The sequence below is a fragment of the Sphingomonas sp. IC-11 genome (assembly GCF_021043365.1).
GTDB lineage: Bacteria > Pseudomonadota > Alphaproteobacteria > Sphingomonadales > Sphingomonadaceae > Sphingomonas.
On record NZ_JAJNDU010000006.1, the window covers coordinates 107,507 to 130,515 of the forward strand.

Consider the following 23,009-nt stretch of genomic DNA (forward strand, 5'->3'; position numbering starts at 1 on the left):
CGCAGCCCCTCCCTCTCCGATTGTCCGACGTGATCGCCGGATCGTTGCCGCATCGTGGCCCCTGCCGTTGGCGGGCGCAAGCCGCATATTCATAACGCGTTCGAATTTATTGCGGCTGATCGTTTTTGGAAATATATGTCGCCAAAATGTCGGAGGGATGAATGTCGGGCAGCACCATTTCAGGCGCGTCGGGCGAGCAGGTGATCGTCGTCGGGGCCGGCATCGCGGGCCTGTGCACGGCGCTTCGCCTCGGCGGCGGATCGCGTCGCGTTACCCTGCTGGAGCGCGACGAAGCGCCGCCGGAGGGTGGGCCCGATGTCGCGTTCGATCAATGGCAGCGCCGCGGCGTCAGCCAGCTGCGTCAGAGCCACGCCTTTCTGGCGCGATTGCGCAACATCATCCGCGACGAACATCCCCGGCTGCTGGAGGATCTCTACGCCGCCGGCTGCCGCGACATTACCTTTCAGGATATGCTGCCGCCCAAGCTGAAGGCGACCTATGTGCCGGCGCCGGGTGACAGCGATCTCACCATTCTCACCAGCCGCCGCACCACATTGGAGCTGGTGATCCGCCGCTATGTCGAGCGTCTTCCCGGCGTATCGATCCGCAGCGGCGTGAAGGTGCGCAGCCCGCTGTTCCACAAGAACATTGAGGGCACGATGGTGGTGACGGGTGTCGCCGCGGATACGGCGAACGGGCGCGAGGAAATCACCGCCGAAATGGTAGTCGACGCTGGCGGCAAGGCGGCGAACCTTATCGAACAGCTCATCAAGGCCGGTGCCCCGATCGCCGAAACGGCGGAGACGGCGGGCGTCCTTTATTTCACCCGCCATTATCGCCTGCGCGATGGGCAGGAGGAGCCGCCGCGGGGCGACGTGCCCGCCTCGGGCGATCTTGGCTATCTCAAGTTCGGCGTATTCCCTGCGGACAATCGCCGCTTCTCGATCACCCTTTGCGTGCCGGAAATCGAGCATGAGCTGCGCAAGGCGGTCATGGACGGCGACACTTTCCAGCGCATCTGCATGGCCATGCCCGGCATGGCCCCATGGGTGGATCCCGCCACATCGGAGCCGGTGGGCAAGGTCATCGGCATGGGCGATCTGCACAGCCGATGGCGTAGCCTCATGGTGGATGGCAGACCGGCAGTGCTGGGTTTCTTCGCCATTGGCGACGCGTTGGTGCGCACCAATCCACTTTATGGACGGGGCTGTTCGCTCGCCGCCGTCAGTGCCGGAGTCCTGCGCCGCGCGTTGGACAGCACGCGCGATCCTGCTGCCCGGCTGGGCATCTATGACAGCGGCATCCTGGCGGAGGTTAGGCCTTATTACGATCTCATGCTGAAGCAGGATCGCGCCGCCATTCGCCGCGCCCGCGCCACCCTCACGCCGGACCATCGGCCGCGGCTCAAGGCACGATTGGCAAAAAGCTTCGTGGAAGACGGCATCACGATCGCAGCCCGGTCCGATGTTCAGCTAATGCGGGCAATGATGCGCGGCTTCCACATGCTCGAACATCCTGAGGCTTGGCTGAAGCGTCCGCAGAATCTCAGCAAGGTGCTTGGCTATTGGGCGCGTGGGCGACGCCTCAACGCCGATGCCTATGCGCCGCAGCCTGGGCCTGACCGTCCCGAGTTGATGGCAACCATCGGCCTTGATGCCCGCGCCGATTTGCTGGAGGCAGCCTGAGATCGGCGAAGCGAGCTCCGAACCGACGATTTGGTACGCCGCGCCGCGCTATCCGGGCCGGCCGCGGCGATGATCGGCCAGCATCGACGGTGCTCCAACGAACAACCGGTCGAGGCCAAGCACCTCCGGATCAAGGCCAATCACTCCCGATATCGTTCCGAACGTCACCGGGATATGCGCGCCCAAGCTGGGTCATTATCCCCGGGAAAGCCGTCCAACGTCTCGCGCGCCCGCGAAAGCCAGCCCTCAAGGGCGTTCAGCGCCTTGGCGGTCAGGGTAAGCGTATCGCTCAGGTCCCCTTCGCCGTCGCCGAGGATCAGCTTCTCTCGAGTGAGATACTCGATCCATCGGCGGCCCGTGGCGCTCACCCCGCCGATCTGCTCGAGTGCGGTGAAGCCGGTCAACCGCTCGCCGCGCGCATCTGCCACGAACAGGACGAGAAGCAGTTCATAGGCGAGTTCGCCGCCGAACAGCTCCGCTGGCAATTCCCGGCGGCGATCGCGCCGAACCGCCAGTATCGCGCGCGCCAGCTCGGCCAGTGTATCGTCAGCCATGGTTTTCTCCCCCATTCAGGTCTGGGGAGCAATCGTTCCGGCATGACCACAAGACCGCTCCGCCGAGCGCCTGAGATCCCGACTTAGCAGATAAGGCAGCGGATGTACCGACGCTAATTCGCGATGCGCCAGGCTCCGGAACAGCAATCGAAGTGACTGGAACAAGCATTCGCGTCAGGGAGTCGTGCTGGAACATATGCCCACATCACCTCTACACGACCCGACGGACTTATATCGCTCACAATCTATTAGGTCACTTCGTTGCTCGAGTCACGCAGGATTACGGCACAACTTCCCCTAAGGGCAGAGCGCATCACCAACGAAAAGCGGTACTGAAGAGAGGCCGAGTAACGGGCGGGGTTCGAGGGAGCACCACTTAAACGCTGCAACGCTGTTGCCAGCGAAGGTAGTCGCCGACACTGCTTCGCGGCAAGCTAAGCACCCATCTTGCCATGACTATTCTGCCCTCAACACGCACCGGAGGATGAGCGAGCGGCGCCGTTCCGCGCCCGCACCCGTGTTCAACCTGCCGTAGCGCCGATCGGGACCGGTGTGGCTGCGGCCACTTGTGCGTCGATCGTGGCAAACAATCGGCCTTCCGCCATCTCGTCGCGGGTCTGTTCCGGGTGCAACGTGGCCATATGGTCCAGCGCGACCAGCTCGCGCGGAACATACCAGTGCAAGCGATCGCTATGATATGCTTCCCAGACCGTCTCGGCCACTTCGCGCGGCGGGATCGCACGGAAAACGCCTGCCTTCGGTGCTGCTGCTGCTGCGCCTTCGGGAAGGATCGGCGTGTCGATCAGCGCCGGCAGCACGTCCGCCACGCGGATACCGTATGGCTTCAACTCGATCGCCAGCGCCTCGGTCAGCCCCTTCACCGCATGTTTGGTGGCCGAATAGACCGCGATCATCGGCATGCCATAAGTGGCCGACGAGGAGGATGTGGTGAAGCACATCGACTCCGGCGTAGCCTTCAGCAACGGGATCGCTAGGTGAATGCCGGTCAACACTCCGACGAAGTTCACGTTCACGACGGCGAGCACGTCCTCCCAAGGCTGATCCGCAAAGGGCCCGCCGCGGCCGATGCCGGCGTTGTTGTAGAGAATGTCGAGCCGACCCCCGCTGGCCGCGGCGAACCGATCCAGTGCCGCCGCATAGGCCGTACGGTCGGTTACATCCAGACGCTGGACCAAGCAGTTGTCGCTGCCCAGCTCCTGCTCCAACCGTGCCAGCCCAGCCTCGTTGATGTCGACGCCGCCAATGAACCAGCCTTGCCGGGCGAACAGCCGCGCCGTTTCCAACCCCATGCCGGAGGCCGCGCCAGTGATGAAGATCGCCTTTCGGCCGTTTGCGGCGGCGCTCACTCCGCGGCCTCCGCCTTCTTGTCGAGGCCCATCGCGGCGAGAATTTCGGGACGGATGTTTTCCGTTCCCTTCTTCTGGATATGCTCCGCCAGCCGCGCCCCGACGGCAGCCTGCGCCTCGCCGATGAACCGTGGCCGGTTGGTGGCCGCCCATTCGATCGAAGCCTGGCGATTGGCGTTCATGCCATTCACCTCCGGCACGACATAGCGGGCGATCATTTCATAGGATTTCTTCTTGTTCTCCCATTCGGCCCAATTGTTATCGAGAAGGAGGAAGGCGCCAAAGCCGCCTGACTGCTCGCGCAGGCGCTCGATCTGCTTCACCGCATCCTCCGGCGTACCCACAACTGCCATGCCGGAGTTGACGATCGCATCGACCGGATCCGAGCCATCGGTGGGCGCCAGCGGCAAAGCCGCCACTTCGCGGAAATAATACAGCCACTTGTCCAGGCCGGCGCGAACCTGCGCGCGCGCCTCTTCACGGGATGCCGCCACATGCATGGGGCCGACGAGCCGCCACTGACTGCGATCCACCTTTGTCCCGCTTTCGGCGGCCTGCTGCTCCGCAATCGCCCAGTTCGAGGTCAGTGCGTTGAACCCGCCGGTCTGGGTCGCACCAATCGACAACAGCCCAAGCCCGTGCCGGCCAGCCGCCGTCGCGCCTGATGGCGACACCTGGCTGGCAACGCTGATCTCCACCGACGGGCGGCTGTACGGCAGCATCTGCAGCCGCGCCTCGTTCAGCTCGAACCAGTCAGTCTTCTTCGTCACCTGCTCGCCGCGCAGCAAGGGCACCAGCACGTCCAGCGCCTCGTCCATGCGATCGCGCTGCCGCGACACCGGAATGCCCATCATGAAGGCGTCGGAAGGCAGCGCGCCTGGGCCAACGCCGAACATCACGCGACCCCGCGTGATATGATCCAGCTGGTTGATACGATCTGCCAGCATTAACGGATGGTGATAGGGCAGCGACGACACGCCCGTCCCCAGGCGGATGTGGCGGGTACGCTCGGCAACCGTAGCGATGAACAATTCCGGGCTGGCGATCAGTTCGTAGCCGGCGGAATGGTGCTCACCCAACCAGGCCTCGTCGAAGCCAAGCTTGTCCATATGCACGACGAGGTCGAGATCCCGCTCCAGCGCAAGCGTGGGATTTTCGTTCAGCGGGTGAAACGGCGCAATGAAGGCGCCGAAACGGATTTTGTCCCCGGCCATCTCTCTCTCCTCCGATCATCTTTGTGGCGGATGCTAGGGCGGGCATGCTCGCGTGACTAGACACTTTTTGAACGCGTTATGGTAATCAGGGGCGCCGCGGCGTTGCAGCCGGCCGCCCCGCGGCCTACTGCCCTGCAGATGCGAAGGATAAAGGGATGAGCCGGCGAGAGGACGCCAAGGCAGAACGTCGTCGTCGGATCATCGCCGCGGCACGCGATCTGATCAAGGAAACGGGCGATACGGGCCTGTCGATGCGCGCCATCGCGGCACGGGCCGGCGTGTCACTGACGACGCCCTACAACCTGTTCGGATCGAAGCGCGCCATTGTCATCGCGCTTCTTGAGGATGTTCGCGAATTCCACGAACGATTTTCGCAACTCCATCGTGTCGGCGCGATCGACCGGATCTTTCAGGCGGTGTCCATCTCGCTCGCCTACCTCGCGGACGATCCCGATTTCTATCGTACCTTGTGGACCGAGGCCTTGCGCTTCGACAGCAAGGAATTGCGCGGCGAACTGCAAACACCGCAACGCTACGGCTTCTGGTGGGCGCTTCTGAACGAAGCCAGCGGCGAGGGTGCGCTGCTCCCGGATCTGGAGATCGACCCACTCTTGCGCGCGCTTGATTCCGTCTATGTCGCGGCAATGCTGGCGTGGGTGCTCGGGAGCGTCGAAGTTCACGAGCTCGAAGCGCACGTTGGCTACGGCTACGCTCTCACATTGCGCGGCGCAGCAAGCGACGCGGCGGCAGCAAAATTGGAACGTCGACTGCATGGTTATCAAAAGGACCTGCTACGGCATCGTGTAACGCCGCTCGCCGCAGCCTGATAATACTGCCGTCGCGCCGGTTTGCCCGGCGCGACGACAATCACGCGAGTTGCCGATGCGCGGCCTCAGCCGCTGATCGCGTCCAGGGCCTGGGCGAAGTCGGCAATCAGATCGTCCGCATCCTCCACACCGATCGAGATGCGCACCAGATTGTCGGTGATCCCCAGCGCGGCCTTGCGCGCATCCGGCACCGACAGGTGAGTCATGGCGGCCGGGTGGCTCGCCAGCGTCTCCGTGCCGCCCAGGCTCACCGCCAGCTTGGCAATCTTCAAGGCATCCAGGAACGCGAACGCCTCCGCTTCACCACCCTTCAGATACAGGGAGAAAGTGGAGCCGGCACCGTTGCAATGGCGGCGGTAAATGTCGGCCTGCCGCTGATCGCTGCCGCCTTCGAGGAAGCCGAGGTAGCCGACCCTCTCGACCGCGGGGTGATCACGCAGGAAGGCGCAGACCTTGGCCGCATTCTCGCCAGCACGGCTCATGCGCAGTTCCAGCGTTTCCAGACTGCGCAGGAGCATCCAGGCGGTGTTCGGGTCGCAGATCGTGCCGATGGTGTTCCGCATCAGCCGGATCGTGTCCATATGCGCCTTCGACCCAAGCACACCGCCAGCAACGAGATCGCTGTGGCCGCCGGCATATTTGGTGAGGCTATACACGACGAGGTCGGCGCCATGGCGCAGCGGCTTATGCCACAGCGGACCAAGGAAGGTGTTGTCGATGGCGATCGGCGGCTTGTTCGCGCCGGTGAAGATCGCGTCGCGGCTCGCCGCAACTGCCTCCACATCGACGAGCGCGTTGGTCGGGTTTGCGGGGCTTTCGAGATAGATCAGGGCCACATTGCCCGACGCCGCCTTCGACAGCACCGCATCGATTTCCTCGCGTGTCGCGCCGGCGGGGAAATCGAGCCAGTGCACGCCAAAGCGGCCGAGGATGCGGGCGATCAGCGTCTCCGTGGCGGCGTAAAGCGGGCCGGAGTGGACGATCGTATCGCCGGGCTTCACCATGGACAGGAACAAGGTGGCGATCGCCGACATGCCGCTTGAAAAGATCAGCGCATCCTCGGCATCTTCCCAGACGGAAAGGCGATCCTCCAGGATCTCCTGGTTCGGCCCGTTGAAGCGCGAATAGACGAGCCCTTCCGCGCCGCCCGGCCGCTTGCCGGTAACACCCTCGAAGTGGCGCTTGCCGGCCGCGGCGTTGGGAAACACAAAGGTGGAGGTGAGGAAGATCGGCGGCTTCAGCGAGCCTTCGGACAAGGCCGGATCATAGCCATGCCCCATCATCAGCGTTGCCGGCTTCAGCTTCCGTCCGCCGATCTCGTCCACCGCCGGCTTGGGCGATACACGCGGCGCAACGCCGGTAAGATCGGCTTCGGTTTCCTTGGTCATTCTTTGGCTCCGCTAGGAAATAGGGGCGCATTCAGCGCCAGACGCTGCAGCTAGCACCAACACCCCGAACTGGCGATCAACCGGCAGTATAAGGCGTGAACGGGCCGATGGCGCAGCTGCCGGTCGGGAAACGGGCCGCACGGTCGACAGTGGTGGCAATGTCGCCGCGGCACAGCCGGGGGCCGAACTGGCGCGTGACCAAGGCGTCGCCGCGCGCGACATTCTCGCACCCGCCAGCGGTTTGGGAGACGAAGATGCGATTGCGGCTTTCGCGATAGATCAGCTTGTCACCGATCGCCCGAAGGGAGATGTTGCGGAAGCGCGTGTCGATGCAATCGACCGGCTGCTGCGGCTGCAGACGCGCAAGCTCCTTTTCCACCCGGATCTGTTCGCGTGTGTAGGGACCGGGCCGGCGATCGTCGGCCGCGCTGGCGGCAGACATGGCAGCAGCCCCAGCGGCAGCCGCGAGCGCGAAGGATATCAGTACCTTGGCCATCATCGTCACTCCTGCCCGCCGCTCATCCGCATAACGCCGTCACCCGCGGAAATTATCCTTCGCCGTGCGGCGTTCGCCCAATTGCTCGGCACTTTGCGCGCGCAGGAACGGGTTGGTGGCCAATTCCTCCCCGATCGTGGTTGGGATGGTCGCTTCTCCAGCGGCGCGCGCTGCGTCGACCCGAGTCATCCGTTCCCTGATTGCGGCGTTCTCCGGCTCCGCGACCAGCGCATAGCGGCCGTTAGACTGGGTGTATTCGTGGCCACAGTAAACGCGCGTTTCGGCCGGCAATCGGGCATAACGCTGCATGTTGCCGAACATGTCGGCCGGCGTACCCTCGAACAACCGCCCACAGCCCATGGCGAAAAGCGTGTCGCCGGTGAAGATGGCGGCATCGTCGGCGAAATGAAAGGCGACATGGCCCTGGGTGTGGCCGGGTACCGCCAAGACCGTTGCGCGATGATCGCCGAGCATTACCGTGTCACCTTCGCCAACACCCCGGTCGACTGCGCCGATCTTTGCGCGCTCGGCCTCCGGTGCGGTCACGCTCGCGCCCGTGGCGCTGACGATTGCCGCATTGCCGCCCACGTGATCGGGGTGCCAGTGCGTGTTCCAGATCTCGCCAATCGTCCACCCCCGCGCCGCAGCGGCATCAAGCAACGGCTGCGCTTCGCCCGGATCGATCGCCATGGTGGCGCCGCTGTCCGGATCGTGGACCAGCCAGCTGTAATTGTCGCTCAGCACGGGCACGCGGACGATCTCAAGTGGCGATGGCATCATAGCCCCCTTCATTGAATTCGATCAGGCAAAAGCCGTGGCCGAACGGATCGGCAAAGGTTGCGATCCGCCCATAGGGTGCATCGCGCACGCCAGTTTCGTCCACGGCCCCTGCGGCAATCGCGACGGAACGGGCACGGTCGATATCCTCGACTGCCACGTCCAGATGCACCGGCGTCCAGTGACGGCGATAGTCCCGCACCGCCGGGGAAGCGCGGCTTGCCACACTGCCACCGGCCACCTCCAGCAGATACAGCGGCGCTTCCAGGCCAAGCAGTTCGACCGCGCCGCCACCAAGCCGTTGACCGACGGTCACGCCGAATACGTCGCAGTAGAAACGCTCCGCCCGCGCGAGATCGGGAACATCAAGGTTCACGATCAGTCGCGCGGGCGCCGGCATCACCAGGTGCCGGTGTTCGGCATCGACGCCCAGGGTTCCTGTGGCGGCTTCGGACCATTGAGCTGCAGCAGTTCGATCGAAATGCCGTCCGGCGTCTTCACGAACGCCATATAGCCGTCCCTCGGCGGGCGGTGAACGGTGTAGCCTGCGTCCAGCACCGCCTGGCACGTCGCGTAGATGTCGTCGCAATCATAGGCGAGATGCCCGAAATTGCGCCCGCCGGTATATTCCTCCGCCGGGCTGCCGTCCTCGGCAGGCCAGTTGTAGGTCAGTTCCACCTCGGCACGCGCACGCTCGCCTGGCCCGCGCATATCCTCCGGCGTCGCGAGGAAGATCAGGGTGAAACGGCCTGCCTCGCTATCCATGCGGCGGACTTCTTTCAGCCCCAGCACCTCAAAGAAGGCAATGGTCTTTTCCGGATCGGCGACCCGGATCATGGTGTGGAGATAACGCATCTATCCTCCAGGTTACTTCTGTTGGTCGGCAGCGAATTGCGTCAACGCACGAGCGGCGGATTGGCCCGCCGGGCGATCGGGCGCGAGCCGTGCAGCCTCGGTCCAGGCAGCCTTGGCGCCTGCTTCGTCGCCGCTCGCTGCCGCGATATTGCCGGCTTCCAGCTGCACCTGCGCGTCGTCAGCGGAGCGCCGAAGCGCCTGGCCGATATCCGCCTTGGCCCGCACCAGATCGCCGGTACGCCGCGCCAGCGTGGCGGAAAGCAGCCAAGCCAGCGGATCGTCCGCCGCATCCTTCAGCGCCAGATCAAGATCGCCACGCGCGGCTTTGACATCGCCCAGCGCCACAAGAGCGCGAGCCCGGTCGAGGGCAGCCTCCCCCCGCTCAAGGCCGGTCAGGGTTCCCGCCGCAAGAGCAGCGTCGAGCGCAGCGCGCGCCTTGGTCGGATCCTGTCCCGCCAACCAGGCATTGCCCGCCTGTGCCCAGTATCGCGCTGCCGAGCCGTCGCGGGCGAGCTCGGACACCCGGGCGGCCTCCTCGAATGCCGATGCCGCTTCAACGAAGCGATCCTGCCCCGTCAGCGCGATGCCCAGGCAGGCACGCCCGCTCGCGCTTCGATCCGCGCTCGCGCGCCGCTCTGCCGCCACCGGGTCGCTGGCGGCCATTGCAGCACAGTTTTCTGCCGGCGGCAGGGCGGCGGCCTGCAAAGCAAGGCCGAGCAGGATCATCGCAGCACATCCTCGACCGTGCGGATCAACAAGGCGATGTCTTCGTCGCGCGACAGGCGATGGTCGCCGTTCTTGACCAGCGTCACCTGAACATCGTCGGAGCGGATCAGCTCTGCGAGCCGAACCGATTGCGCCCACGGCACGTCAGCATCGCGCTGCCCATGGATCAGCCGCACCGGCATGTCCAAGGCGATCGGACCATGCATCAGCCGGCTGGCTTCGCCCGCCTGCCAGAAACGCCGGGTGTAGACCGTCGGCTGCGGACCGTACGGGTTCGGTCGCTCAAGCCGACCATGCTGAAGGATGTAGAGCTTTTCTTCCTGGCTGAAGCCCCAGTCGGTGAAGTCCGGCGCCGCGGCGATTCCTACCATGGCAGCGACTCTGTCGGCACGGGCAAGCGCCGCCAGAAGCATGATCCATCCGCCCATCGAGGAACCGACCAGTACCACCGGACCCTGAACCGCATGGTCGATCATTGCGAGGGCGTCGTCCCGCCAGTCGATGAGCGACTGTTCCTCGAACGCCCCCTCGCTGGCGCCGCAGCCACCATAATCGAACCGGAGAAAGGAACGGCCGCTGTCCTGCGCCCACTTTTCCAGCGCGAGCGCCTTGGTGCCGGTCATGTCGGAGGCATAGCCGGGAAGAAAGACGATGGTTGGGCCGGCGCCTTCGGTGAGGTGATAGGCAAGGCGGGGTCGCTGTGCGGAGGTCATCCTTCGCGATGTAGCGACGGGTAGCGGCGAGTGAAAGGCGAGAGGGCCGGGTAGCTGCGCCGAGCCACCCGGCCCACCCTCGTCAGATCACATATTCGACCGTCTTGAGCTGCGTTTCGGCGTCCCGCTTCGCCGTTCGCTTGGCCACCATCTCGGCATGCAGCTCAGCGATGGTGCGACTGCCGGTGGTTTTGAACGCAAATGGCAGCACGGCGTGGACCAGGGCACCGACACCGCCCGCCATCATCCGGGCACCAAAGCGTGAGGCAACGCCGAAATGCTCGGCATAGCTCTCCCCGACCGAGGCGGGATGATCGAGGAACAGGCGGCGCAGCATAGGAAGGGTTCCCTAGTGAATTCGTCGTCGTTCAGGCGATAGTATCACGCGCACCGAGCTGCGCCACCATCTCCGCCGCCAGCAGCGGCAAGGTGTCGTCGCGGGCGCCCATCACCACGATGCGATCGCCAGCACGCGCATTCGCAACAAGGTGCGCCGCGGCAGCGGCGCGATCTGCAATGTGGCGGGCGTTGCCGCCGCCGATGGCAATATCGTTGACGATGTCGCCGCTGGTCACCTCCCGCGTCACTGTCCCGCCCTGGTAAACCGGATCCGGGAGGACAAGCAGATCGTCCGAGCCGAGGCCTTGGGCGAAGGTCTCAACCAGCTCTTTTCGCATGGTTTTCAGGGGCCCGTAGCCGTGCGGCTGGAACAGCATGAGCAGGCGGCCGGGAAAGGCGTGGAGTGTCGCCAGGGTAGCGGCGATCTTGTCGGGATTGTGCCCGAAATCGTCGATCACCGCGACGCCGCCCGCCTCCCCGACGAGGTCAAATCGACGCTTCAACCCGGTATAGCGGGCGATCGCGGCTGCTGCCGTATCGAACGCAATGCCCGCCGCCAGCGCTGCACCGATTGCCGCCAGCGCGTTCGCGACGTTGTGTTTGCCGGGCACATTCAGCCGAATGCGCGTGCCACGCAGGGTGAAAGAGACCGCAAATGGCTCCTCCTCAATATCGAGCGGAGTCAGATCGGCCTCGCCGTTCAGCGCAAAGGTCGTGACGCGATCACGCGGCAAGCGCATCGCCAGGGCGGCGGCATCGGGGTTGCCGGCATTGACGATGGCATGAGCCGCCTTGCCGATGAAATCGCCGAACAGGACGTTCAGCTCCTCCAGCGACTTGTGATCCAGGCTGACGTTGTTCAGCACTGCGATGCGCGGCGCGTACAGGGCGATGGAGCCGTCGCTTTCGTCCACCTCGCTGAGATAGGGTTCGCCCGTCCCGACCAGCGCGCTGGCAAAAGGGCGATCCGCGCCGGCGAAATCCTTCATCACGGCGCCGTTCATTACGGTGGGATCAAGCCCGGCATCGTGGAGGATGCGCGCGATCATCCCGGTGACGGTGGACTTGCCGCTGGTCCCGGCCACGCCGATCGGCAAACGGCTGGCGTTGAACAGGGCAGCGTTCAGCTCCGCGCGGCTCATCCGGCGGCAACCGAGCCGGTCCGCCGCCACCATGTCGGCCACCGTGGCTTCCACCGCGGCGGAGGCGACGACGATCTGGTCGGGCGACACGATCCCGCTGCCGTCCTGCGGAAAGAGGCGCACGCCCTTTGCCTCCAGATCCGCGAACTTCGCCGGCACCCGCCCCTGATCGAGCCCGCGATCGGATCCGGCAACGACTGCGCCGCGTCCGGCGAGGATCATCGCCAGCGGCATCATCCCGGAGCCTCCCACGCCCACAAAGAAGAAGGATTGTCCTGCGATGTTGCCGTCCTGCATGGCAGCGGGCTATCGCCGCCGGCGTATTCGGGCAAGGCGAAGGCGGCGACACGTATGAAGATCGGGCCCTCATGAAAATCGGGATCGTCGCGCCAGCGAACACCGCCAACCCACAGATGGTGGCGCCGCTCACCGCTTACGCCGCGCTTGCCTATCCCGATGTCGAGCTGATCTTTCATCCGCAATGCTGGGAAAGCGACGGCCATTTCGCGGGGCCGGACGCGCGGCGTGCGGCCGCCTTTCTCGAATTCGCCAATGACCCGGGGTTCGAGGCGATTTGGTTCGCGCGCGGCGGCTATGGGTCCAACAGGATCCTCGATCACGTCATGCCGCGGCTGAACGATGCGGCACGGCGCAAGAAATATGTCGGCTATTCCGACATGGGATTCATGCTGGGCGCGCTTTACGCCCGCCGGATCGGGCGGGTGGCGCATGGACCGATGCCGACCGACATTCTGCGCAGCGCCGGCGGGGGCGATGCAACGGTCGCACGATCGCTCGGCTGGATCGCGGGGGGCGAGCGCCAGGGACTGGAGCCGGGGCTTGGCAAGCGCCCGGCGGCGGCCTTTAACTTGGCTATCCTGGGCGCACTGATCGGTACGCCCTGGCTGCCGGACCTCACCGACCACGAGATCCTGATCGAGGAAGTGTCGGAGCCGATGTACAACATCGACAGACTGCTTTTCACCATGGCGAACGCGACGCAGCTGCGCGGCATTGCCGGCGTGCGGCTGGGCGCGGTGACTGGGGTGAAGGACAATAACCCGCCCTGGGGTGAGACGCTGTCGGTGATGATCGAGCGCTGGTGCCGCGACATGGGCGTGCCGTTCCTGGGGCAAGCGGAAATCGGCCATACGCAAACCAATCGGGTGGTGCCGTTCGGAATGGCGTGATGCGTGCGCGCAAGATCAGCGGCCGCTGCGCTGTTGTAACACGCGCATTTCACGATGCGCCTTCCTGTGGGCACGGTCTTCGACAAGCTGAGGGCCGGCGGTGCTGGGTGGGCAATCACCGCGAGTCATCCCCGCACAGGCGGTAATCCATGACCTGACATAGAGCGCTCTCGCGAGACCGGCGCATATGGATCCGTGCCTGCGCGGGGATGACGGGCGGGCGGGAAGTTCCGGTCCGTCTACTCCGCGAGCGCCCCGGCCAGCCATGCGGGAATCAGCGCATCGGCGAGCGATTCGATGCGGCGATGCTCCACCATCAGGCCGAGCTCCGGATAGGTCGCGCGGGTGCGGCTGCCCGGCTCGCTTATCGGAGCGACCACCAGGCGCCGGTTAACCTTCGAGCGGTAGTTCATCCGGGCCGTATTTTCCTGCCCGACATAGCAACCTTTGGTGAAGCTGACGCCGTTCAGTTCACGAGCATTGCACTCCAGCCATAGGGTTTCTGCGCTGCCAAGCTCCGCCACGCCCTCCGTCACGCCGAGCGACAAGCGATGGGCTACCCAGCCCTCCGCTGCCGTCCCGCTCGCTGGCGCGATCCACCGGCGACCCAGCGCCGCCAGACGCGGATCGGATACCCCCTTCTCGCCTTCTCGCGACCAATGGACAGCCAGCGCCTGATCGCGCGCAATCGTGATCGGACGACGCAGGCGATACAGCGTCAGCCGCTTGGCCAACGCGTCCGCCTGCTCGGCTTCACAGTCGAGCAGCAAGTCGTCGCCTTCTCCCCAGATGATGAAATCGAACAGCGCCTTGCCCTGCGGCGACAACAGCGCAGCCCAGACCGGCAGCGGGCCCGTAACGTCGTTCGTCACCAATCCCTGCAGGAAGCCGCGCACGTCCTCCCCAGAAAGGCGGATCACGGCGCGGTCGATCAGGGTCGTTGCAGGGGTGGTGGCATCAGTCATGCCGACAAGCTAGGGGATCGCGCGCGCATTCCAAGCATCGCAGGACCCGCATGACCGACCGCATCACCATCCGCCGCCCCGACGATTGGCACGTCCACCTGCGCGACGGCGCGATGCTGGAGCTGGTCGCAGCGCACACCGCGCGCCAGTTCGCCCGCGCCATCATCATGCCGAACCTGACCCCGCCGGTGACTACCGCCGATGCGGCGCGCGCCTATCGCGATCGGATCCTCACCGCCCTGTCGGCGAATAGCGGGCCGGCGGATGCCGGCTTCACGCCGCTGATGACCTGTTACCTGACCGATCAGGCCGATGCCGACGCGATTGCTGCCGCCCATGCCGAGGGCGTGTTCACCGCGTGCAAGCTCTATCCCGCGCATGCGACCACCAACTCCGCGCACGGCGTGACTGACATCTTCGCGCTCGCGCCCGTGCTGGAGCGCATGCAGGCGATCGGCATGCCGCTGCTGATCCACGGCGAGGTGACCGATCGCGACATCGACATTTTCGATCGCGAAGCGGTGTTCATTGATCGTATCCTGCGGCGGCTGGTCAGCGACTTTCCCGCGCTGAAGATCGTGATGGAGCACATCACCACTGCCGAGGCGGCGCAATATGTCGCCGAAGCACCCGCCAATGTCGCGGCGACGATCACGCCGCAGCACCTGCTGATCAATCGCAACGCGATCTTCGACGGCGGCCTTCGCCCGCACGCCTATTGCCTACCCGTCGCCAAGCGCGAGACGCACCGTCTCGCCGTGCGTCAGGCGGCAGTGTCGGGGTCGCCCAAGTTCTTCCTCGGCACGGACAGCGCGCCGCACGTCGTGGAGGCCAAGGAATCGTCCTGCGGCTGCGCCGGCATCTTCAACGCGCCCTTTGCGCTCGAAAGCTACCTGCGGGTGTTCGACGAGGAAGGCGCGCTGGATCGGTTCGAAGCGTTCACCAGCGAGAATGGCGCACGGTTCTACGGCCTGCCGCTGAACGAAGGCACGGTGACGCTCAAGCGCACCGAGGTGCGCGTACCTGACCGGATCGGCGATGATGCACTATCCGTGGTCCCGTTCCATGCCGGGGAAACGCTCGGCTGGCGAATGGTGGACTGAGCAGGCGCCCGCCGCCTTCACTAGAGCCGGCGACCGCCGCCGGTCAGCGCAGGCGATCGACCAGAGCGATCACATATTCGTAGGCGGAACGGTCCTCGGCGGCGAAGCGTGCCGTCAGCGCCCCGGCATCGCCGTCCACGGTGCGGGAGCGGAACAGTGCGATCTGGAACGCCTTCCGCTCCGCGGCACAGGCCTGTTCGGTCTGGAGCGCGATGGTCGCCGGCGTACCGGAACTCGCCATCGCGACCTGCGTGAAATCCTCAAGGCACGCGTACCAGGCGTCGCGCTCCGCAGCCGCGGGAGCCGCCGCGGCAAGCAACAATGCCAGGATCATAGCGGCCGCCCGGGGGCGATCAGGCCTTTTCGAGCGTACATTGCAGCGGATGCTGGTTGGCACGGGCGAAATCCATCACCTGCCCCACCTTGGTTTCCGCCACTTCGTAGCTGAACACGCCGCACACGCCGACGCCCTTCTGGTGAACGTGAAGCATCACCCGGGTCGCTTCCTCGGCATTCATGCGGAAGAAGCGCTGCAGGCACAGCACCACGAACTCCATCGGCGTATAATCGTCGTTGAGCATCAGGACGCGATACGGGGTCGGCTCCTTGACCTTGGCGCGGGTCCGAGTCGCCACGCCAACGCCGGTGCCGCCGCCATCCTCGCGACCGCCGTCCTCCCGTCGTTCCGCCATGTCGATCTGAAAGCTGGTCATCGTCACCGCCTGAAATATGGCACGTCGCCTATCGAGGGCAAGGGCCCAGCATTGCCGCCGCACGACAGAATTCTGCCGAATTCCGCCGCTCAGGCGAAGGCCGGCGCCTGCCGCAACTGCTGATACGCGGCAATCACCTTCTGCAACATTCCCTCATGACTGCGATCCCCGCCGTTCCGGTCGGGATGATATTTTCGCACCAATTCGCTGTACCGCTTGCGCAGCGCGGTGCGGTCGGCGTCGGGCGCGAGGCCCAGCACCTTCAGGCTCGCCCGGTCCTGTCCCGACAGCGGCTTGCCATCGGTACGTTCGGGCGCGACTTCGCGGCGGTACCGCGCGCCGATCGCATCCAGCGGATCGGCGAAATCGGCCCAGCGCGGCCCCTGATCACCGCCGCCGGCACGGGCAAAGGCGCGGGTCTCCCGTTCCCAGCCGGCCATCGGCCGCTGCGCGCGGTTGATCTCCTCCGCCGTCATGCCGTCGAAGTAATTGTAGCTCGAATTGAACGCGCGGACATGGTCGAGGCAGAACCAGCGATATGTGCCGGGCCCATCGCCCCCCGGGCCTTCCAGCGGCGGGGCGCGGAACTCGCCAGCCGCCTCGCATCCGGGCGCTTCGCACGGCCGGTTGCCCTCGATCCTCCCGTGAAAACGCGCGTTCGGCCGATCCTTCGCCAAAATCAGAACATCCCCAGCAAAACCGACTATATAGGCGCGATGACCACGCCTTCCACCGGCCCCGTTCAGCAAGCCATCACCGCCCGCCTCGCTTCGGCGCTCGAACCGACACACCTCGAGGTGATCAACGAAAGTGCGCATCACCGCGGCCATGCCGGGGACGACGGATCGGGCGAATCGCACTTTCGCGTCGTCGTGGAAAGTGCCGCCTTTACAGGGCTTAACCGGGTTGCGCGACAGCGATTGGTCAATCAGGCGCTCGCCGAGCTGCTGCGCGACCATGTCCACGCGCTGGCCATGAAAACCCTGGCGCCCGGCGAGCCGCGGTGAGCAGCGCGGGCGCCGCCGGGCAACCGCTAATCGCCCGGGTCGCGCGGCCGGCAGCGCGCATCCTGCTGGTCAACCGCGACGGCGATATCCTCCTGTTCCGCTTCGCCCCCGGCGACGATCGCGCGCCATTCTGGTGCACGCCGGGCGGCGCGGTCGACCCGGGCGAAAGCTATGCCGAGGCGGCCCGTCGCGAATTGTTCGAGGAAACCGGCATTCGCGCAGATCCCGGCCCTGAAGTGGCCCGGCGGCAGATCGACTTCCTCACCATCGAACGCGTCGAAGTGACAGCGGACGAACGCTGGTTCCGCGTCGATGTGGAGGTTGGCGACATCGACCCATCCGGCCATACCGAGCTGGAGCAGCGGGTGATGACGAAATGGCGATGGTTCCGTCGGGACGAGATCGCCGGCTGGCACGAAACGATCTATCCCGACGATCTACTCGCGATGCTGGAGGCGACGGACCATGACGCGTGACGAACTGATTGAATTGACGCTGCTGCCGGCGACCCACGACATCGGCGGGTTCAAGGTTCACCGTACCCTGCCGCATCGCGAACGAACGATGGTCGGCCCGTTCCTGTTCTTCGACCAGATGGGCCCCGCACACTTGCCGCCGGGGCAAGGGATCGACGTGCGCCCGCATCCGCACATCAACCTCGCCACCGTCACCTATCTGTTCGAAGGCGCGATGGGACACCGCGATTCGCTGGGCACGGCCATCACCATCCAGCCTGGCGCGGTGAACCTGATGACGGCGGGCAGCGGCATCGTTCATTCGGAGCGATCCCCGGCAGACGTTCGGCCCGGCGGGCCGGCGCTGTCGGGCATCCAGACGTGGCTTGCCCTGCCGGATGGGCGCGAGGAGATCGATCCCGCGTTCGAGCATGTCGCGGCCGGTGACCTGCCGGTGATCAGCGACGGCGGCGTCAGCGCCCGTGTCATCATGGGCAGTCTGTGGGGCCAGGCTGCGCCGACCACCACTCATGCCGGCACGATCTACGCCGACATTGTGCTTCGCCCGAACACAAGCGTGCCCATCGACGCGGAGGCGGACGAGCGCGCGATCTATCTGGTGGAGGGAGACGCCACCCTGGAGGGCGTGCCGCTGGAGCCGCAGCGGCTGTACGTTCTTCGCCCCGGCATCGCGGCGATGCTGCGCTCCAGCGGCGGCGCGCGCGCGATGCTGGCAGGCGGCGATGCCTTTGCGACGCCGCGCCATGTCTGGTGGAATTTCGTCAGCTCTTCGCGCGAGCGAATCCAGGAAGCGAAGCGGGCCTGGATGGCGCGCGAATTCCCGGTCGTGCCCGGTGACGAAATCGAATGGATCCCCATCCCCGGTCAGCCGAACACAGTGAGCTACCCCTGACTGGCACGGGCGGGCCGGACGCGTTCGGCCCGCTCCTCAATCCCGCTCGTAGGGGCCGCGCCGCATCACATAGTCGCGCGTTTCATAGGGCGGGGACAAAGCCTCTACCCAGGCACCATGTGCATGGGTGAGCGCCACCAGCTCCATCGGTCGATCGCCGGGCCATGTCTGTACGCGCACTTCGTGGCGGTGAAGATCGCGGTTGGGCTCCATCATCACCCAGGCGAGCCGCCGCTCCGGCGTCGCGCGCGCGCCGGCCGCGTCCATCGCCTCGCGAATGCGGGCCTGTGATGCAGGTGGAAGATATTGCCAGACCACGGAGTGCATCAGCACGCGGGTCGTCCCGGCGGGTTGCGGTTCGGCAAGCCGCGCCTCCACCCACTCCGCTGCATCCCCCTGCGCCAGCGACACGCCATGCGCGCGGATCATGGCGATACCGCGCTCGATACGCTCGAGGCGCTCGGCAGCGTCCACCCACACGTAAGCGGCCAGCCGCTCCGCCTGGTCTGGATCGGCCACGTCGACCGGCGCGATGTCGACGCCTTGGACCGAGCGGATCGTCATGGCGGCGTCCGGCGGCGGCGGACCACGCCATTCCGGCGCGATGAGGACCGGCGAATCGATCGGCCCCAGCCGTATTCCGCCAAGATCGAAGGCGTAGCGATCAATCAGCAGGTTGAGCCCGGCACTCGACCCGATCTCCAGCAGATCCATCTCGGGGCCGTATCGCTCCGCGACATGGAGCAGCCCGGTCATCAACCCGGCTGATCTCCCCGCTTCATTCGTCTGCGGCGGGCCGTCCAGCCACGGCAGCAATGCTGCGTCATGCGCCCGCACCACCGATCGCAAGATCGCGGTCACTTCCGCCCCATCCGTGACTGCCCCGGTGAAGACCCGATCGAGCCCTGCGTCGCCCCCGCGCCGATGCAGCGCATGGAGTCCGCCGACCAGGCGCAGGACAAGCGCATCCGCCACCGGCTCTCCCGACCAGTCGAGCACCCGCCGCCCGGTCTCGCTGTCGCAATCCAGCGCATCGGCCAGCGCAACACAGACGCGCGCCGTGATCGGCGCGGCCATGGCCTCGCAATAGGCCGCCTGGACGTGAAACGACTCGCGGTTCTCTGCTTCGCTGCCCATGGTGACGTGTTGCGCCTGTTCCGGCCCGTGCGTAAAGCCCGCCACCATGGCCGAACCGCTCGTCATCGCCGTACCCAAGGGGCGGATCCTCGCCGAGGTGCAGCCCTTGCTCGCCGCCGCCGGCGTCGTGCCCGAAGCTGCTTTCTTCGATGAGGACAGCCGCGCCCTTCGTTTTGCCACCCAAGATCCGGCCATCGCGCTGATCCGGGTACGCGCGTTCGACGTTGCCACCTTCGTCGCACACGGCGCGGCGCAGCTGGGCATCGTCGGTTCCGACGTGCTCGGCGAATTCGCCTATTCCGAACTATATGCGCCGGTGGACCTCAACATTGGCCACTGTCGCCTCTCGGTCGCAGAGCCGAAGGAACTGGCCGAGGCGGATGACCCGCGCGGCTGGAGCCATGTGCGCGTCGCCACCAAATATCCCCACCTCACCGCCCAGCATTTCGCCAACCGCGGCGTGCAGGCGGAATGCATCAAGCTGAACGGGGCGATGGAGCTGGCGCCGATGCTTGGTCTTGCGCCGCGCATCGTCGATCTGGTGTCCTCCGGCCGCACGCTGAAGGAAAACGGTCTCGTTGAGGTGGAGACGATCGTCGAAGTATCGTCCCGCCTGATCGTCAACCGCGCGGCCATGAAGATGCGGGCCGGGCTGGTGGTGCCGCTGGTGGAGGCCTTCCGCCGCGCCGTGAATGAGGCGGTGGCGGCATGATCCGCCTTTCCACCGCCGATCCGTCCTTTGGGCAGGATTTTGCAGCCCTGGTCGATGCGCGCCGCGAATCGGACGCCGACGTGGCACGCGACGTGTCCACCATCCTGCGCAGTGTGCGCGATGAGGGCGATGCCGCGCTGAAGGCGTTCACGCAAAAGCTCGACGGCCATGACCTGGACGAGAGCGGCTGGATGATCCCGCTGTCAGACTGCGCGGCCGCGTTCGAGGCGCTGGACCCGCTGCTGCGCGAAGCGCTTGAGCTCGCGGCAACGCGCATCCGTGCCTATCACGAAAAGCAGCGTCCCGCCGATACCGAGTTCACCGATGCGGCCGGCGTGCGCCTCGGCGCCCGGTGGCGAGCGGTGGATGCAGCCGGTGTCTATGTTCCCGGCGGCCGGGCAGCCTATCCTTCCACGCTGCTGATGAACGCCATTCCCGCCAAGGTTGCGGGTGTGGAGCGGCTTGTGGTCGTGACGCCGACGCCCAAAGGCGCGATCAACCCGCTGGTCCTCGCCGCTGCGCACCTGGCCGGCGCAGACGAGGTGTGGCGGGTCGGCGGCGCCCAAGCAGTCGCCGCGCTCGCCTGGGGCACCGACCGGATCGCGCGCGTCGATGTGGTCACTGGCCCGGGCAACGCTTGGGTCGCGGAGGCCAAGCGCCAGGTTTATGGCGTGGTTGGCATCGACATGGTGGCTGGCCCGAGCGAGATTGTGGTGGTCGCCGATGGGGCCAACAATCCGGACTGGATCGCCGCCGACCTGCTCAGCCAGGCCGAGCATGACGTGACCACCCAATCGATCCTGTTCACCGATTCGCCCGATTTCGCCGACGCAGTCGTAGCTGCGGTTGAGCGGCAGCTGGACGACCTGCCGACGCGTGAAACTGCACGGATCGCCTGGGATCGTAGCGGCGCGATCGTGATCGTGCGCGACCTGGTCGAAGCGATGCCGCTGGTGGACGCGCTGGCGCCCGAGCACGTCGAGATTGCCGTCGACGATCCGCAGCCGCTGTTCGATCGCCTGCGCCACGCCGGATCAGCGTTCCTTGGCCGGCACACGCCCGAAGCCATCGGCGATTATGTCGCCGGACCCAACCACGTGCTGCCCACCGGACGGCGCGCGCGATTCGCCAGCGGGCTGGGCGTGACCGACTTCATGAAGCGCACCAGCTTTCTTCAGCTCGACGCTGATTCGCTGGCGAAGCTGGGTCCCGCAACGGTGGCGCTGGCCGAGGCGGAGGGTCTCCCGGCGCATGCGCAATCGGTGGCCCTGCGGCTTCGGAAGTAAATCACCGATCCAGAGAGCCGAGCATCCATGATGTCGCGGGCGCTCCGGCCGGGGAGACCAGCGATCGCGACTCGCAGCTCCTCTGGGAGGCCGGCGCAGGCCCGGAATGATTCACTTTCGTGCATACAAACACGCCGCCCGCAGCATTGCTGCCTCGCGCGGGCTTGCGTCGAGGGACTGGCCGATCCGCGCCCATCCGCGTAAGGGCGGCCGCCATGTCCCGTACCGCTGCTCGTTCCAAGGCCCGCGCCGCCGCGCGCCTCGCCGCCACCCAGGCGCTCTACCAGCATGAGATGGAGGGCACGGCCATGCAGGCCCTCCTTCATGAATTCCACCACCACCGCATTGGCGCGACCATCGAAGGCGCCGAATATGCGGAAGCGGACGTCGCCTTCTTCGACGATATCGTTACCGGCGCCCACGCCCGGATCGGCGAGATCGACAAGCTGATCGAAAGCAAGCTGGCCAGTGGCTGGACGCTCGACCGGCTCGACAAGCCGATGAAGGCGATCCTGCGTGCCGGCACCTATGAACTGCTGTCGCGCGTGGACGTGCCGAAGGGCGCGGTGATCAGCGAATATGTCGACGTCGCCCATGCCTTCTACGAGCGGCGCGAGGCCGGCTTCGTGAATGGCCTGCTCGACGGAATCGCTCGCGAGGTGCGCCCCTAAGTGGGGGAGGTGATCAACCTGCGGCGAGCCCGAAAGGCCCGCGCCCGCGCCGACGCCCAGGACAAGGCCGCCGCGAATCGCCTCGCCTTCGGTAGGACCAAGGCGGAACGTGAGGCAGCCGTTGCAGAGGCCGCGCGACACGATCGCCTGCTCGACGGGGTAAAGCGCGAAGACTGATCCCGCTGGCCCGTTACCCGGCGGCGCAGCGGCTACGGGCGCCGTGGTCAGCCGCGCGGCGCTTCCACAGGCGCAATCGTGAAGCTGCTCGTGCTCTCACCGCCCAGGACGATCGCCAGCGCCCAGCCCGCGAGCACGAGCGTCACGATCCACGTTGCCATGGCGCCGCCCGCCCGCAGCGGATTGGGCGCGGACCGCCCCATGCCCAGTGGGTGAGCGATTCGCGCGACGACGAACACCGCGCCGATGATCCACAGCGCCACCTGCGGCCCACGCGCAAGCTCGATCAAGGCCATCAGGATCAGCACGATTGGTGCATATTCGACGAAATTGGCATGAGCGCGCATGCCGGAGAGCATCGCGGGATCGCCGCCGTCCCCGACCATCACCTTGCCCTTCAGCCGCCCGCGCACCAAGCGCACGGCCAGCCAGATGTTGATCACCGCGCAGGCCGCAGCGATGACGAGCGTGACTGGCAACACCATCCTATCCTCCCCCTTTTTGTTGCAAGGGAGCCTGCCAGCCTGCCACGCCGCTTGCAACGCCCGCGCGATCCGCTATAGGCGCGGGTCTTCGCGATGCGCCCGACTGCCCGGC

General features: G+C 65.9%; 29 protein-coding genes. 11 read left to right on the top strand and 18 right to left on the bottom strand.

Features of this window, described 5'->3' with window-relative positions; all coding sequences use genetic code 11:
• Positions 1-161 precede the first annotated feature (161 nt).
• On the top strand, positions 162-1,685 hold the full coding sequence (locus LQ954_RS15270) for an NAD(P)/FAD-dependent oxidoreductase (protein WP_231023915.1): 1,524 nt from the start codon (positions 162-164) through the stop codon (positions 1,683-1,685).
• A 164-nt stretch (positions 1,686-1,849) separates the two neighbouring features.
• Here the strand turns inward: LQ954_RS15270 and LQ954_RS15275 are convergent, their stop codons facing one another.
• The 3 genes from LQ954_RS15275 to LQ954_RS15285 all read right to left on the bottom strand — a co-directional run bounded on the left by LQ954_RS15275 (position 1,850) and on the right by LQ954_RS15285 (position 4,820).
• Complete coding sequence (locus tag LQ954_RS15275; RefSeq protein ID WP_231023918.1) at positions 1,850-2,239, bottom strand: hypothetical protein; 390 nt, start codon at positions 2,237-2,239, stop codon at positions 1,850-1,852.
• Positions 2,240-2,760: 521 nt separating this feature from the next.
• The gene (locus LQ954_RS15280; protein WP_231023919.1) at positions 2,761-3,606 is read right to left on the bottom strand and encodes an SDR family oxidoreductase; all 846 of its coding nucleotides are present in this window, start codon (positions 3,604-3,606) and stop codon (positions 2,761-2,763) included.
• Positions 3,603-4,820: an LLM class flavin-dependent oxidoreductase gene (locus tag LQ954_RS15285; RefSeq protein WP_231023920.1), complete on the bottom strand. Its 1,218-nt coding sequence runs from the start codon at positions 4,818-4,820 to the stop codon at positions 3,603-3,605. Before LQ954_RS15285 ends, LQ954_RS15280 begins: the two co-directional genes overlap by 4 nt.
• 155 nt (positions 4,821-4,975) lie before the next feature.
• Between LQ954_RS15285 and LQ954_RS15290 the strand changes: the two genes are divergently transcribed.
• The gene (locus LQ954_RS15290) at positions 4,976-5,647 is read left to right on the top strand and encodes a TetR/AcrR family transcriptional regulator (RefSeq protein WP_231023922.1); all 672 of its coding nucleotides are present in this window, start codon (positions 4,976-4,978) and stop codon (positions 5,645-5,647) included.
• A 65-nt stretch (positions 5,648-5,712) separates the two neighbouring features.
• On the opposite strand, the gene LQ954_RS15295 is transcribed toward LQ954_RS15290, so the two are convergent.
• The 9 genes from LQ954_RS15295 to LQ954_RS15335 form a co-directional block, all read right to left on the bottom strand.
• Positions 5,713-7,035, bottom strand: coding sequence for a cystathionine gamma-synthase family protein (locus LQ954_RS15295; protein ID WP_231023923.1), 1,323 nt, complete (start codon positions 7,033-7,035; stop codon positions 5,713-5,715).
• Between the two features lie 76 nt (positions 7,036-7,111).
• On the bottom strand, positions 7,112-7,534 hold the full coding sequence (locus tag LQ954_RS15300; RefSeq protein ID WP_231023924.1) for a hypothetical protein: 423 nt from the start codon (positions 7,532-7,534) through the stop codon (positions 7,112-7,114).
• Between the two features lie 36 nt (positions 7,535-7,570).
• Positions 7,571-8,308, bottom strand: a complete 738-nt coding sequence (gloB, locus tag LQ954_RS15305) for a hydroxyacylglutathione hydrolase (protein WP_231023925.1) — start codon at positions 8,306-8,308, stop codon at positions 7,571-7,573.
• Positions 8,292-8,708, bottom strand: coding sequence for a VOC family protein (locus LQ954_RS15310; protein ID WP_231023926.1), 417 nt, complete (start codon positions 8,706-8,708; stop codon positions 8,292-8,294). Before LQ954_RS15310 ends, gloB begins: the two co-directional genes overlap by 17 nt.
• Entirely contained in the window at positions 8,708-9,163 is a 456-nt protein-coding gene (locus LQ954_RS15315; RefSeq protein ID WP_227772766.1) for a VOC family protein, read from the bottom strand. The genes LQ954_RS15310 and LQ954_RS15315 overlap by 1 nt, the downstream gene beginning before the upstream one ends.
• A 12-nt stretch (positions 9,164-9,175) precedes the next feature.
• Positions 9,176-9,889 (bottom strand): hypothetical protein, encoded by a 714-nt coding sequence (locus tag LQ954_RS15320; protein WP_231023927.1) that lies wholly within the window; start codon positions 9,887-9,889, stop codon positions 9,176-9,178.
• Complete coding sequence (locus LQ954_RS15325; protein ID WP_231023929.1) at positions 9,886-10,602, bottom strand: alpha/beta fold hydrolase; 717 nt, start codon at positions 10,600-10,602, stop codon at positions 9,886-9,888. Before LQ954_RS15325 ends, LQ954_RS15320 begins: the two co-directional genes overlap by 4 nt.
• An 82-nt stretch (positions 10,603-10,684) precedes the next feature.
• Positions 10,685-10,939 carry a DUF6356 family protein gene (locus LQ954_RS15330; RefSeq protein ID WP_227772763.1) on the bottom strand — a complete coding sequence of 85 codons (255 nt, stop codon included), beginning with the start codon at positions 10,937-10,939 and terminating at the stop codon, positions 10,685-10,687.
• Between the two features lie 31 nt (positions 10,940-10,970).
• Complete coding sequence (locus LQ954_RS15335; protein ID WP_231023931.1) at positions 10,971-12,380, bottom strand: glutamate ligase domain-containing protein; 1,410 nt, start codon at positions 12,378-12,380, stop codon at positions 10,971-10,973.
• 71 nt (positions 12,381-12,451) lie between these two features.
• On the opposite strand from LQ954_RS15335, the gene LQ954_RS15340 reads away from it, so the two are divergent.
• Positions 12,452-13,273 (top strand): LD-carboxypeptidase, encoded by an 822-nt coding sequence (locus tag LQ954_RS15340; RefSeq protein ID WP_231023933.1) that lies wholly within the window; start codon positions 12,452-12,454, stop codon positions 13,271-13,273.
• A gap of 239 nt (positions 13,274-13,512) precedes the next feature.
• On the opposite strand, the gene ygfZ is transcribed toward LQ954_RS15340, so the two are convergent.
• Complete coding sequence (gene ygfZ / locus LQ954_RS15345; protein ID WP_231023935.1) at positions 13,513-14,238, bottom strand: CAF17-like 4Fe-4S cluster assembly/insertion protein YgfZ; 726 nt, start codon at positions 14,236-14,238, stop codon at positions 13,513-13,515.
• A 50-nt stretch (positions 14,239-14,288) separates the two neighbouring features.
• Between ygfZ and pyrC the strand changes: the two genes are divergently transcribed.
• The gene (gene pyrC / locus LQ954_RS15350; protein WP_231023936.1) at positions 14,289-15,341 is read left to right on the top strand and encodes a dihydroorotase; all 1,053 of its coding nucleotides are present in this window, start codon (positions 14,289-14,291) and stop codon (positions 15,339-15,341) included.
• Positions 15,342-15,384: 43 nt separating this feature from the next.
• On the opposite strand, the gene LQ954_RS15355 is transcribed toward pyrC, so the two are convergent.
• The 3 genes from LQ954_RS15355 to LQ954_RS15365 form a co-directional block, all read right to left on the bottom strand.
• Positions 15,385-15,675: a hypothetical protein gene (locus tag LQ954_RS15355; protein ID WP_231023937.1), complete on the bottom strand. Its 291-nt coding sequence runs from the start codon at positions 15,673-15,675 to the stop codon at positions 15,385-15,387.
• Between the two features lie 19 nt (positions 15,676-15,694).
• On the bottom strand, positions 15,695-16,033 hold the full coding sequence (gene clpS / locus LQ954_RS15360; RefSeq protein WP_227772871.1) for an ATP-dependent Clp protease adapter ClpS: 339 nt from the start codon (positions 16,031-16,033) through the stop codon (positions 15,695-15,697).
• Between the two features lie 110 nt (positions 16,034-16,143).
• Positions 16,144-16,731 (bottom strand): DnaJ domain-containing protein, encoded by a 588-nt coding sequence (locus LQ954_RS15365; protein ID WP_415837151.1) that lies wholly within the window; start codon positions 16,729-16,731, stop codon positions 16,144-16,146.
• 39 nt (positions 16,732-16,770) lie between these two features.
• Between LQ954_RS15365 and LQ954_RS15370 the strand changes: the two genes are divergently transcribed.
• The 3 genes from LQ954_RS15370 to LQ954_RS15380 are packed head-to-tail and all read left to right on the top strand — an operon-like array spanning position 16,771 to position 18,429.
• Complete coding sequence (locus tag LQ954_RS15370) at positions 16,771-17,061, top strand: BolA family protein (protein ID WP_231023938.1); 291 nt, start codon at positions 16,771-16,773, stop codon at positions 17,059-17,061.
• Positions 17,058-17,537, top strand: a complete 480-nt coding sequence (locus tag LQ954_RS15375) for an NUDIX hydrolase (RefSeq protein ID WP_231023939.1) — start codon at positions 17,058-17,060, stop codon at positions 17,535-17,537. Before LQ954_RS15370 ends, LQ954_RS15375 begins: the two co-directional genes overlap by 4 nt.
• On the top strand, positions 17,527-18,429 hold the full coding sequence (locus LQ954_RS15380) for a pirin family protein (RefSeq protein ID WP_231023940.1): 903 nt from the start codon (positions 17,527-17,529) through the stop codon (positions 18,427-18,429). The genes LQ954_RS15375 and LQ954_RS15380 overlap by 11 nt, the downstream gene beginning before the upstream one ends.
• A 36-nt stretch (positions 18,430-18,465) precedes the next feature.
• Here LQ954_RS15380 and LQ954_RS15385 read toward each other — a convergent pair whose 3' ends face one another.
• Positions 18,466-19,566: a DUF2332 domain-containing protein gene (locus LQ954_RS15385; protein ID WP_231023961.1), complete on the bottom strand. Its 1,101-nt coding sequence runs from the start codon at positions 19,564-19,566 to the stop codon at positions 18,466-18,468.
• Between the two features lie 46 nt (positions 19,567-19,612).
• On the opposite strand from LQ954_RS15385, the gene hisG reads away from it, so the two are divergent.
• The 4 genes from hisG to LQ954_RS15405 all read left to right on the top strand — a co-directional run bounded on the left by hisG (position 19,613) and on the right by LQ954_RS15405 (position 22,412).
• Positions 19,613-20,278, top strand: a complete 666-nt coding sequence (gene hisG / locus LQ954_RS15390) for an ATP phosphoribosyltransferase (protein WP_231023941.1) — start codon at positions 19,613-19,615, stop codon at positions 20,276-20,278.
• The gene (gene hisD / locus LQ954_RS15395; RefSeq protein WP_231023942.1) at positions 20,275-21,564 is read left to right on the top strand and encodes a histidinol dehydrogenase; all 1,290 of its coding nucleotides are present in this window, start codon (positions 20,275-20,277) and stop codon (positions 21,562-21,564) included. The genes hisG and hisD overlap by 4 nt, the downstream gene beginning before the upstream one ends.
• 215 nt (positions 21,565-21,779) lie before the next feature.
• A complete protein-coding gene (gene nusB, locus LQ954_RS15400; protein ID WP_227772752.1) occupies positions 21,780-22,235 on the top strand; it encodes a transcription antitermination factor NusB in 456 nt (151 codons plus the stop codon).
• A complete protein-coding gene (locus LQ954_RS15405; RefSeq protein WP_227772751.1) occupies positions 22,236-22,412 on the top strand; it encodes a DUF4169 family protein in 177 nt (58 codons plus the stop codon).
• 47 nt (positions 22,413-22,459) lie between these two features.
• On the opposite strand, the gene LQ954_RS15410 is transcribed toward LQ954_RS15405, so the two are convergent.
• Positions 22,460-22,897, bottom strand: coding sequence for an MAPEG family protein (locus tag LQ954_RS15410; RefSeq protein ID WP_231023943.1), 438 nt, complete (start codon positions 22,895-22,897; stop codon positions 22,460-22,462).
• Positions 22,898-23,009: the final 112 nt, after the last annotated feature.